The organism is Klebsiella sp. MS 92-3 (genome assembly GCF_000195655.1).
GTDB lineage: Bacteria > Pseudomonadota > Gammaproteobacteria > Enterobacterales > Enterobacteriaceae > Klebsiella > Klebsiella pneumoniae.
Window position 1 is genome coordinate 23,004 of record NZ_GL882770.1, and the last position, 11,339, is coordinate 34,342.

Here is an 11,339-nt window from a genome sequence, read left to right on the forward strand (position 1 = left end):
GGAATTCTGCGCAAGAGACAAGTGAGAGACAATGAAATTAGCCGGACTTCATCCCGACGAGCAGCGTCGCCTGCAATCGCTACGCTCTTCCGGGCTGTTGAATAGCGGAAAAGAAGAACGCTTCGATCGCCTGACCAGGCTTGCCCGTTCGCTGTATAACCTGCCGGTGGCGTCCATCAGTCTGGTGGGGGAAGATCTCCTGCATATCAAGTCCTGTGCCGGTCTCGATGTGGACACGGTGCCGAGAGATATTTCATTTTGCGCCCATACCATTCTGCAAACCGACCCGCTTATCGTCAACGACATGCAGCAGGACGAGCGCTTTCACGATAACCCGCTGGTTATTGAGGCGCCGTTTATCCGCTTTTACGCCGGGTATCCGGTGCAACTGCCGGATGGCGCGACCGTCGGGTCGTTCTGTCTGATGGATCACCAGCCGCGATCGTTTTCCGCCCATGAAATGCAGATCTTAAGCGATCTGGCGGCGATCGTGGAGGATGAGTTCAAGGTGCTGGATGCGGCAACCTCGGATGAGCTGACGGGACTGTTTAATCGCCGGGGGTTCCTCACCCTGGCAGAGTATGCCCTGCTGACGGCCCAGCGCCGCCATGAGCCGGTGAGCCTGGCGTTTGTCGACCTCGATCGCTTCAAGCACATCAATGATACCTGGGGGCATGAAGAGGGCGATCGCGCGCTGATCGCCATCGCCGACTTGATGAAAGCGGCCTTCCGCGAGTCCGATATCCTCGCGAGGCAGGGTGGGGACGAATTTATCATTCTGTTCGCCAATACCAGCCGCCACGATGCCGCGACGGCGATGGAGACGCTCAGCCACAACGTGGCGCGTTTCAACCAGCAGGCGGCCAATCCCTGGCAGCTGGCGTTCTCCTGGGGCTGCGTCGAATATGATCCCGCCAGCCATCCCAGTCTCAACGCGCTGGTGGCCACCGCTGACCGCCTGATGTACCAGGCGAAGCAGAAGCAGGGACGCGAGCGCCGTTAATCCTTTGCGGCGGTGGCCTTCAACAGGTACTGCTGCGCCTGCTGCCGCTTCTGCGCATAGCTGCTGAGCAGCGCCTGCTGAGATTTCCCAACATTGTCGTAAAACAGGCCGCCTTCGTCGGCGATAAAGCGATAATGCTGTTCCAGCTGGTTTATCACCCAATCAATGCGTTGCAGGGTGAGTAAGGTACAGGACTGACCATGCAGGTCGTCTTCAATATCCAGCACATGTGAGCGAAAGGCCTCTACGGCAAACAGCCGGCTCAGCGCGGCAGGGTCCGCCAGCGCCGACTCCCAGCGCGCCGTCAACTGCTGAAAGTGAGCCAGCACCAGCGGGTCAGCGCGCCGGGCGCGAAGCCAGACGAGCTTCCGGCGGTAGCTTTCGACCGCCAGCCGCTTCATCTCGCGATATTGCGCCAGCTGCTGTTCGGCGTCAGGGATCCGGGTCATCAGCCAGCTAAAAAAGAAGCGAGTCTCAAAACGTTCGACAAAGTGGAACAGCGGGTCGGCCAGACCATTGCTGTTGAATTCTCTCAGCGGGTCGAAGGGATACATATAGCCAAAATCGAACAGCCATAGCTGCTCCTGCCGGTCCACCAGCAGATTCCCGCTACAGAGATCCCACTCCATCAGCCCCTGTTCTTCGCAGGCTTCCAGAGTAGTAAATAGCTGGGCGATCAGCGGCGGGGTCAACTGGTGTATCGGCTCGCCATCGATCCAGGGGGAGAGCAGGATGCCGAGGCGATAATCGGCATACAGCGTTGGGACGATGTGGGTGAAGCGCGGCGCGGTGACCGGGTCATCCTTCAGCTGTTGCAATGCCTGCCGACGCTGTACCTCATTTAAAAACGACAGCTGGCCGTTGAGGTTGGCAACGCCGGCGACGGCGCGACGTTTCTTTAAATTGTACTCCTTGCCGGCGATGCGCAGACGATAAACCTCGCCGGTCAGGCCTGAGCCGTATACCTGCACCACATAGGGGGAATCGGGGCCCAGTGCGGCGAGGGTCTCGGGCGGCAGCGGGCAGTGGCTGACGTTGCCGACGATAAGAGGTTCTCCGCTGCGATCGAACGCCTGCTGTTGCTGTTGTCTGAGGTTCATGGTGCCTCCGGGTATAACGTTAGACAGAGTGGATAATCCACGCTATCTCACCCGCAAACGGTAGTGAATTCATCCTACTGGCAGGCGCTTTTTCAGGCTGAGCTGGGGTGCGCTCACGGAGGACACGCGGGGCGTAGGAAGGCGGTAGGGAAAGGCAAGCGTCTGGAACGCATACCTGGCGTCGTTGTCAACGAGGTGCTTGCCAGGCTGGATGCGATGCTGAGTTAACGTCAGCGACGCAAAAAAGCAAAAAGCCTGCTCGAAAGCAGGCTTCTTAAATTTGGCTCCTCTGACTGGGATCGCCCAAGCCAATAACTGGCTAATAAATAAGCTAAACCTTGTTGCTCTTCCTGTCAAGACCACCATAATGACCACCAATTTCGAATGAGTGTGCGACAAAGCGTAGATGCGATGCTTATTACTACAGTAAAGTAGAACAGGCTGAGGCGTCGTTATGATTGGATGGTAACCCTGCGTATGAAACTTGGATGGCTAGCACTTTATCCGCCTACTGAGTGGCGGGATGCTTGCTTGTTAAGCATAGGAAAAACTCTGCATTTACTGTCTTGAAAAAATCAATGTACATAGGACGTGCCCCACAGACATCTCAGGGCAATGTTGATGCCGTCCGCTCTTACACAAATCGTTCAGAGTTGGAGTATGCATTTCATGTCGGATATCCTGTGTGAATGGCGATGTTTTTTGGCACTGAATTTAGTGAATATTTTAGCGGGCGTGTTGGTAGCTCTACGATTTTTGGATAACCTCTTTTCGGGAGCTTTTTAGACATTTACACTTTTAAAGCCTTCTAATGATAAGTTTTTGTCTGTTTTATCTCTTTGTGGTAGAATATAATGCTTATTATTTGGTGGTTTACTGAGACTCATCGCCGATAGGACATTATGAATACTGTTACTAATTGAGCTATTTTTACTAAAAAACATATAGTTATGTCATGGTGCAGCCAAAATGGGCTGGTAAGTTGCCACTTTAAGAAAGGAAAATGTTCTGAAAAAAGAGTAAACTGCCAGCCACAAAGCACCTCAATAGAGACTGAACCGAGAACCCAGCCACATGCTACAAAACAACCCTGACCTTCAAAGCGCGATCAAACGCCTCTGGGATAAATTCTGGAGTAGCGGCATTAGCAATCCGCTCACAGCCATTGAACAGATTACCTACCTGTTGTTTATGAAACGGCTAGATGAACTCGATCATAAAAGGCAAGACGAAGGTGAAACGAGTGGTGAGAAATACATTTCTAAGTTTGCTGGTACTTGGATTCCACCAGAGGAAAGAAACCGCCCTGTTGCGGAACAACACCCTATAGATAAACGCACGCTTCGCTGGAGCGAGTTCAAGAAATTGCAGCCCGAAGAGATGCTGCAACATGTGCGAGACAAAGTTTTTCCTTTTCTGAAAGATCTGAATGGTGCTGAATCTAACTTCACTCATCACATGAAAAACGCAGTATTCATTATCCCAAAGTCAGCATTGTTGGTGGAGGCAGTGAAGGCCATTGACGAAATCTTCGAGATGATGAAAAGGGATTCTCAAGAAAAAGGCCAAGCTTTTCAAGACATTCAAGGAGATGTATATGAATTCCTGCTGTCGGAAATCGCCACCGCAGGCAAGAACGGCCAATTTCGCACACCACGCCACATTATTAAATTGATGGCAGATCTGGTCCAGCCGCAACTGGGACAACGTATTGCCGACCCTGCCTGCGGTACGGGGGGGTTTCTGTTAGGTGCCTACCAGTACATCCTTACTCAGTTGTCTTTATCTCAAAACTTAAAAAGAGATAATTCAAAAGGATCTACTCATGATGAAGATGGGTTCTTTCGCACTTCTGTGACTGCCGCTCTGACCAAAAAGGCCCGGATTCTTTTGCAAGAGAGTCTGTATGGTTATGACATTGACGCTACTATGGTGCGTTTAGGCCTAATGAACTTAATGATGCATGGAATTGATGAGCCGCATATTGATTATCAGGACACACTAAGCAAGAGCTATAGTGAAGAAACCAAATATGACATAGTGCTAGCAAACCCGCCTTTTACTGGCAGTATAGACAGGGGGGATATTAATGAGAATTTGAAACTCTCAACCACTAAAACCGAACTTTTGTTTGTTGAGAACATCTATCGTTTGCTGAAAAAGGGCGGTACCGCCTGTGTGATTGTGCCTCAAGGAGTATTGTTTGGCTCGGGCAAGGCATTCAAAGAACTACGGCAAACTTTAGTTGAGCGCTGCGACCTCAAGGCTGTCATTACTCTGCCCAGTGGAGTGTTTAAACCCTACGCTGGAGTAAGTACTGCCATTTTATTGTTCTCCAAAGTTTTCGGGCCGGGGGATAAAATTTCCAAACCTGCTACCGATTATGTCTGGTTTTATGAGATGTCTTCCGATGGTTACTCATTGGATGACAAACGAAATAAGCTTGAAGGCTACGGCGACCTGCAAGACATCATTCAAAAATACCATTCCCGTGATGAGGCGTCTGACACAGATCGTACAGCTAAGTGTTTTATGGTGCCAAGAATAGATATTGAAGCGGAGAATTACGATCTTTCGCTGTCTCGCTATAAGGAAGAAATATTTGAAGAAGTGCAGTACGAACAGCCTGAAGCTATTCTGGAACGACTAATTCAAGCAGAAGTGGGGAATGTGGATAAGAAAGTGCTTAATAAAGTACAAAGTGGCATCTTGTACGAGCTACTAGAGTTAAAGGGGATGATAGTATGAATAGAATGACTATTCCCCTTGGTGACATATTAACTCAATCCGGTCACCACCGTGCAGGCAATCGAGAGCTTCCGGTCCTATCAATAACCATGAAAAATGGTTTGGTTGACCAATCAGACAAATTCAAGAAGCGGATTGCCAGTTCAGACACGTCTAAATATCGTATTGTATACAAGAATGAACTTGTTGTTGGGTTTCCTATTGACGAGGGAGTTCTTGGATTCCAGACAAAATATCCGGTAGGAATCGTTAGCCCAGCTTATGGTATCTGGAAACTCAAGGATGAATCGGTATGCCATATCCCTTACCTTGAGCGTTATCTGCGCTCCTCCGAGGCAAGGCGACTCTATGCATCTCGTATGCAAGGGGTTGTTGCACGTAGACGTAGCTTGACGAAGTCTGATTTTCTTAGTTTGGAAGTACCTTTTCCTCCCATCAATGATCAGGCTCGTATAGCTAATTTATTGGCCAAGGTAGAAGGGCTAATTGAACAGCGTAAACAACTTTTGCAATACCTGGATGACCTACTAAAGAGCGTATTCGTCGATATGTTTAGTGATCCGGTAAAAAATGCAAAAGGATGGGAACTAACAACAATAGGTGAGTTAGCTGTCGATGTAAGATACGGGACAAGTGTATCAGCGCAAGGTGGAAAATATAAATACATACGGATGAATAACATTACTCCGGATGGTTACTGGGATTTTGAGAATCTTAAATATATCGATGTAGATAATAAGGATCTGGATAAATATTCTCTTCAGAAAGGAGATCTCGTTTTCAACCGGACCAATTCAAAAGAATTGGTTGGTAAAACGGCGGTTTACGATCGAGATGAAACTGTTATTATTGCTGGCTATCTCATTCGTGTTAGGTTCGATCAACAAACTAACCCTTGGTTTGTATGGGGGCACCTGAACTCAAAGTTTGGAAAAGCAAAATTATTTAATCTTTGTCGTAATATTATTGGTATGGCTAACATTAATGCCCAAGAGTTAAGGGCCATCCCTATTCTTAAGCCTCCACTGGAGTTACAAAATAAATTCGCTACTATTGTAGAGAAAGCGCATGCTATTAAATTTCGCTATCAGCAAAGTCTTGCTGATCTTGAGACCCTGTATGATGTTGTTAGCCAAAAGGCTTTCAAGGGGGAATTAGAACTTTCGCGTGTGCCTATTCCGACACAGATATTTTTCCCGGTATCAGGTGAAGAACCTGAACACGGGGATGCCGTACAACATATAGCAGTGGGTAATTATCTGCCCGTAACTAATAGCTTACCATCCGCGTTGGATAATGCAGAGGCTCGCAAGTCACTGATCGAGGAATGGCTAGAGGCCTATATAGCGCAATTGGGCAACTCATCGTTTTCAGTACATGAGTTCATGATGACGGCGCAGGCACGGCTGGCGGAATTATATCCGGACGTTGATTCTAAGTTTGGTGAAAGTGACTATGAGCATATCAAAGCTTGGGTGTTCAAAGCTCTGGCTATTGGTACACTGAAGCAGGTATTCAATGACGCTGACAATTGCATTGAACTTAAGGCGGTTTTGGTATGAAGCTATTACGCCTAAAAATCTCTGATCCGTCCGGCTTCCGTAGTCTGCCCTGTGGTTTTGAACACTATTTTAGAACCGAATGGGATTTACAGGAAGAATTGAATCAACATGAAGGCTTTGCGCCTTTTGTGTGTGCTGGTCCCAACGGCAGTGGTAAATCCAATCTGCTTGAAGCATTAGCAGCTATCTTCTTTCAGTTGGAAATTTTGCGGGTCCGTCGAAGTTTTTTGCCTGAGGTATTGCAAAGTACCGATCATGATTTATCACCAATCTCATTTGAGCTGGATTATCTAATTCGAGTACCAGAAGAGTTTCGAATCTCTGGCGGACAAGAATGGGCAAAAGTCTCCGTGTGGAAAAACAACGGGGAATCTGTGCGTTTCCATTGGGTAAATCAGAGTGACTTTGACACAAATGCTGATGAAGTTTTCAAGGGAAGCCATGCCGATATTCTATTGCCTCAGTATGTGTTGGGCTACTCGTCTGGCGAGAATGAAATTCTCAGTCTACCGTTTTTCAAAATGCGCTTTGTACAGTTCGACGAGTACTGGAATGCCTTGACTCGACAACTGAGCTACTCTGGCCATCCGGAGTCGAGGTTGGCCTATCTTGACAGTGGTTTCAGCCAAGCTATTTTACTTTGTAATCTGCTTTTTCAAAACGAAACTGCGCTTCAACCTTTCCGTGAGGATGTTGGTATAGAGGCGTTGCGGGAGTTTCGTATTATTATCCGTCGCAGTATTCCTCTTGCGCCGGAGCAGTTGACCTCGTTTGCCAGCGAGGATAAAAACCAGCACCAATCACTTGATGACATTTTGAATAGTAACCCTGCTCTGCATGTGGATATGGATGAAGAAAGTGGTCAAAGTTACCATTTAAACCTGATGCAGCTGCTGGAAGGGGATGACAAATCCTCCTTGGTAGTCAGCGCGCTTAAACGCTGCGCTAGCTTGTATTACGAGGACGAGTGTAACGACACTCTAATTCTGGACTACTGGGTTAATGATGCTACTCGACAGGCTTTTCGCGAGAATTTTAATGGTTCGGCACTGGCTCTATTCCAGGCGTTCCAAGTATTGCTGACACTCAATTTGTATAAGGTGAGTGATAATCTCAAAACTGATCTGTATCGCTCAACAAGTCACTATGTCAGTGAAACGGTACCAACGTTGGCGTCCGACGAACGAATTATGCGCTTCAAGTTTGTGCGTTTTACTAAACAAGGAGTGGAAGAGCCAATGATGCTCAAGGAACTCTCGGACGGTGAACACCAATTGCTTCATAGCCTAGGTCTATGTTTACTGTTTAGAGAAACCAACAGCCTGTTTCTGTTAGACGAACCGGAGACTCATTTCAACCCACATTGGCGTGCCAGTTTTATCACTCGGATGCGCCAATGTTTATGTAACACTGAGAATGTGGAGCAGGAAATGTTGATCACTACTCATACACCTTTCCTTATCTCAGATAGTAAACCCGAAAAAGTACTGGTTTTTTCTAAGGATAAATATAGCGGTGCGGTCACAATAAGCATACCTAAATACAACACACTTGGTGCATCAATCAATAAAATTACTATGAATACCTTCGGCAAACGTGAAACTATCGGTGGCCATGCGCAAGCAGTACTGGATGATTTACGCAGACGTTTTAACGAAGGCATTGAAGACAAGGAAACTCTGATCACAGAAATTGATGAACAATTGGGTGACTCGGTGGAAAAAGTATTACTCCTCAAGGCTATTTTTGATAGCGACAATCCAACGAATGACGAGGTTTAGCACTGATGCTGTTTTCATATACCTATGTGCCACACAAAATGGAAAAGATGCAGGCATTCATTGATTTTATTTTTTATGAGGTATGGTGCAAAGCGCGGGTAAGAGGGCCTTTTTGTCTTAAACTGTTTGAAGCTAACGCAGAATTGTATGAAGTGATGGAGGATTTTTCTTCCTCGGATACACAAGGTGCTGTTTTCTTTTATAACCATGTAGAGAAAATTTATGGCTTGTTTTCGTCACTGACTGAGGTACAAATCGATCAGTTTAAACAGTGGTATCAAGGGAATAATGATCTGGAAAAAATATGTGCTAATGACCCTTCAATACAAGTTGTCCGTTATTCCGATATTGCCATTCACCACAAAGATATAGCAGAACAACTTGCTGTTTTCTTTAAGGGCTTATACTCACAGTCACTGCTTGATCTCGCTGTACTGCGTGCCAAGATCGGTGATATACACGATCACTATCAATCTTTTGCAGCAGTGAACAAGGCGGGTAAATGTCCTTTTTGTGGTATTGGAGATATAAAGGGTGGGAACCATAGCAAGCGCGAGGCCTATGACCATTATTTGCCCAAAGCTTTATATCCATTTAATTCGATAAATTTCCATAATCTTGCTCCGGCCTGTCATGAGTGCAATAGCACATATAAGTTATCCAAAGATCCTATTCAGAGCGGCGCTCTTCGTCGTAAGGCCTTCAATCCATTTGCCTCAGTGGATCATGTAATTCAATTACAGATTACTCTACAACATGCAAATATCGATGCGCTTGAGCCTGCTGATATTATTATACAGTTCGGTCCCGATACGCTGGAGGAGGAACTAGAAACATGGAAAGACTTGTACGGTATAGAAGAACGTTATAAAGCCAAAGTTTGTGCAGAAAATGACGGTAAATACTGGCTTACTCAGGTGCTAGATGAGTGGAAGGAGGAGGGGTTGAGTCCTACCGAATTCATGAGAACATTAGCACGTCAAGCGAAAAAGAAGCCTTATGCTGAATGCAATTTCCTTAAAGAACCTTTTCTTAAAGCTTGCCATCGAATAGGTGTTTTTTGAGGCTCAATACATATCAAGCTATCAATTTGTTTATAACTTACTGTTATAAAAAAACATCAAACGGTGGCTTTGCCCTGCTCCCGATTGATTAACATACACCGATGTTAGTAACGTCTTCATTAGTCACATGAGGACATCATAATGAAGAAGCGTTTTTCCGACGAACAGATCATCAGTATCCTCCGCGAAGCTGAATCTGGAGTTTTTGCCCGGGAGCTTTGCCGCAAGCACGCTATCTCTGATGCTGCGTACTACACTTGGCGCAAGAAGTTTGATGGCATGGAAATGCCTGAGGTGAAACGTCTTAAGTCATTTGAAGAAGAGAACGCCCACCTCAAGGAGTTGCTTGCAGAAGTCATGATGGATAAAGAAGCGTTGCAGGTGGCCCTGAACCGAAAGTTCTGACGACAGACCAGAAGCGGGAAGCTGTGGAAGTCATGTGTGAGGCAACGGGTCTGTCGCAACGTCACGCCAGTAGGCTGGCAGGTCTCTCCCTGTCAACATAATACAGGGGGAATGTCAGTTTGCATGGGCGCATACTGATAGAGGGGCACTGAGAATAAGACAGATCGCCACTACGGCATATGATGCCCGCGGTTACGGCGCTGTGGCCTGTTTCACTAAATCGCTCACTATGGGTGGTAGTGAATAAACTGTACGCGGCGCTCAATAAGGGGACGGCAGGGACTCGGTAGTGATTGATGCCGGAACGAGGCATTTTAAGAACAAAACGCCCCTGGTTAGCAGTATCACCTCGTCCGGCAGGAAAGCATGCTAACATCAACAAGAACCTCCTGTTAATGCCATTTCCCGACTCATTACCACCAATCTAATTTCACCGCTGCGAAGTAAGGGGCGTTAAGCCCGGCTATGCAGGGGCAGGTTTTCTCTCCCGTGCGCTTTTCCGTTCTTCATATCTGCTTCCGGTTAATCGTTTCCCAACACAACCCGTCCCGCAAGGGTAAAATTGCACGCATACTGCGCCCTTGCAGGACAGAACGATGCCGGGAAAGCGAACCGTCAGGCGATACGAAGACGAAAATCACACACTGACGGAGAAAAAAACATGACGATTTCCCTTTATACCTCCCGGACAAGCGCCCCTAACACCGCAGCGGCGACCAGCGTATCCTCGCTGGAGCAGTCAGGCTCCTCAAAAACGAAATTTTCTAAAACCAGAACGGATATTTATCAGACCGTTACCGACAGCATCATTGCAGCGCTGGAAGCCGGTGTAAAACCGTGGTCCTGCCCGTGGCTGCGTGTATCCGGCATGTCTGGACTGCCATCCAATTACGCCACTGGCACGGCTTACAGCGGAATGAATATCATGTTGCTGTGGTGCAGCGCATCTAAACAGGGTTTCAGCGATTCCCGCTGGATGACTTACAAACAGGCACAGGCAGCAGGTGGACAGGTTCGCAAGGGTGAACATGGCACAACAGCCATTTTCTATACGACCCTGGAAAAGGAAAACGACGCCGGAGAGGTTGAACAAATTCCGATGCTGAAAACTTTCACCGTGTTTAACGTTCAGCAAATCGACGGTTTGCCCCTGACAACTGAAACAGTCAGCCCGGAAGCTACATTTAACCCGTTGCCGCAGGCTGAGAACCTGTTACGGAAGAGTGGCGCAAACATCATCGAGAAAGGACAAAACGCCTTTTTCAGCCCATCAACTGATGAAGTCTGGTTACCGGAGCGCCATTTGTTTTCGGATGCGGCTAACTTCTACGCTACCGGTCTGCATGAGCTGGTTCACTGGAGCGGGGGTAAAAAACGCCTGAACCGTGAAATGAAAGGGAAGTTTGGCAGTGCGGATTATGCAGAGGAAGAACTTGTCGCGGAGCTGGGAAGTGCCTTTCTGATGGCTGATCTTGGCATTGAGGGAGAGGTACAACATGAAAGCTATATTGCTTCCTGGCTGAAAGCGCTGAAAAACGACAAGCGTTATATTTTCAAAGCGGTCAGCGCCGCCTCTAAAGCGCATTCTTATCTGATGGATAAACTCTGAGGACGGAGCCAGACAACCGCAAGGGAATGCGGTTACATGGTTTTTAACCGGCAACGCTGCAGGGCGC

Annotated in this window: 7 protein-coding genes and 1 pseudogene; 7 read left to right on the plus strand and 1 reads right to left on the minus strand. The window is 47.5% G+C overall.

From position 1 onward, the window contains the following. Positions 1-31: 31 nt before the first annotated feature. A complete protein-coding gene (locus tag HMPREF9538_RS20380; protein ID WP_002911798.1) occupies positions 32-1,003 on the plus strand; it encodes a sensor domain-containing diguanylate cyclase in 972 nt (323 codons plus the stop codon). Here HMPREF9538_RS20380 and HMPREF9538_RS20375 read toward each other — a convergent pair. Then, positions 1,000-2,103 (minus strand): AarF/UbiB family protein, encoded by a 1,104-nt coding sequence (locus HMPREF9538_RS20375; protein ID WP_009484398.1) that lies wholly within the window; start codon positions 2,101-2,103, stop codon positions 1,000-1,002. The two genes, HMPREF9538_RS20380 and HMPREF9538_RS20375, sit on opposite strands and share 4 nt — an antisense overlap. A 1,074-nt stretch (positions 2,104-3,177) precedes the next feature. Between HMPREF9538_RS20375 and HMPREF9538_RS20365 the strand changes: the two genes are divergently transcribed. The 6 genes and pseudogenes from HMPREF9538_RS20365 to HMPREF9538_RS0127145 all read left to right on the plus strand — a co-directional run bounded on the left by HMPREF9538_RS20365 (position 3,178) and on the right by HMPREF9538_RS0127145 (position 11,272). Further along, the gene (locus HMPREF9538_RS20365) at positions 3,178-4,851 is read left to right on the plus strand and encodes a type I restriction-modification system subunit M (protein WP_000940059.1); all 1,674 of its coding nucleotides are present in this window, start codon (positions 3,178-3,180) and stop codon (positions 4,849-4,851) included. Next, positions 4,848-6,413 (plus strand): restriction endonuclease subunit S, encoded by a 1,566-nt coding sequence (locus HMPREF9538_RS20360; RefSeq protein ID WP_001081246.1) that lies wholly within the window; start codon positions 4,848-4,850, stop codon positions 6,411-6,413. The genes HMPREF9538_RS20365 and HMPREF9538_RS20360 overlap by 4 nt, the downstream gene beginning before the upstream one ends. Next, positions 6,410-8,194, plus strand: coding sequence for a restriction system-associated AAA family ATPase (locus HMPREF9538_RS20355; protein ID WP_000771822.1), 1,785 nt, complete (start codon positions 6,410-6,412; stop codon positions 8,192-8,194). Before HMPREF9538_RS20360 ends, HMPREF9538_RS20355 begins: the two co-directional genes overlap by 4 nt. A 47-nt stretch (positions 8,195-8,241) precedes the next feature. Continuing rightward, positions 8,242-9,258 carry an HNH endonuclease gene (locus HMPREF9538_RS20350; RefSeq protein WP_001687163.1) on the plus strand — a complete coding sequence of 339 codons (1,017 nt, stop codon included), beginning with the start codon at positions 8,242-8,244 and terminating at the stop codon, positions 9,256-9,258. Positions 9,259-9,399: 141 nt separating this feature from the next. After that, positions 9,400-9,761 (plus strand): annotated as a pseudogene (locus HMPREF9538_RS0127140) (transposase); the annotation flags it as partial. Positions 9,762-10,324: 563 nt separating this feature from the next. Beyond that, on the plus strand, positions 10,325-11,272 hold the full coding sequence (locus tag HMPREF9538_RS0127145; protein WP_000155904.1) for an ArdC family protein: 948 nt from the start codon (positions 10,325-10,327) through the stop codon (positions 11,270-11,272). Positions 11,273-11,339: the final 67 nt, after the last annotated feature.

Coding starts and splice junctions, on each gene's coding strand:
- HMPREF9538_RS20380 (WP_002911798.1), top strand. CDS start 32: ATGAAATTAGCCGGACTTCATCCCGACGAGCAGCGTCGCCTGCAATCG.
- HMPREF9538_RS20375 (WP_009484398.1), bottom strand. CDS start 2,103: ATGAACCTCAGACAACAGCAACAGCAGGCGTTCGATCGCAGCGGAGAA.
- HMPREF9538_RS20365 (WP_000940059.1), top strand. CDS start 3,178: ATGCTACAAAACAACCCTGACCTTCAAAGCGCGATCAAACGCCTCTGG.
- HMPREF9538_RS20360 (WP_001081246.1), top strand. CDS start 4,848: ATGAATAGAATGACTATTCCCCTTGGTGACATATTAACTCAATCCGGT.
- HMPREF9538_RS20355 (WP_000771822.1), top strand. CDS start 6,410: ATGAAGCTATTACGCCTAAAAATCTCTGATCCGTCCGGCTTCCGTAGT.
- HMPREF9538_RS20350 (WP_001687163.1), top strand. CDS start 8,242: ATGCAGGCATTCATTGATTTTATTTTTTATGAGGTATGGTGCAAAGCG.
- HMPREF9538_RS0127145 (WP_000155904.1), top strand. CDS start 10,325: ATGACGATTTCCCTTTATACCTCCCGGACAAGCGCCCCTAACACCGCA.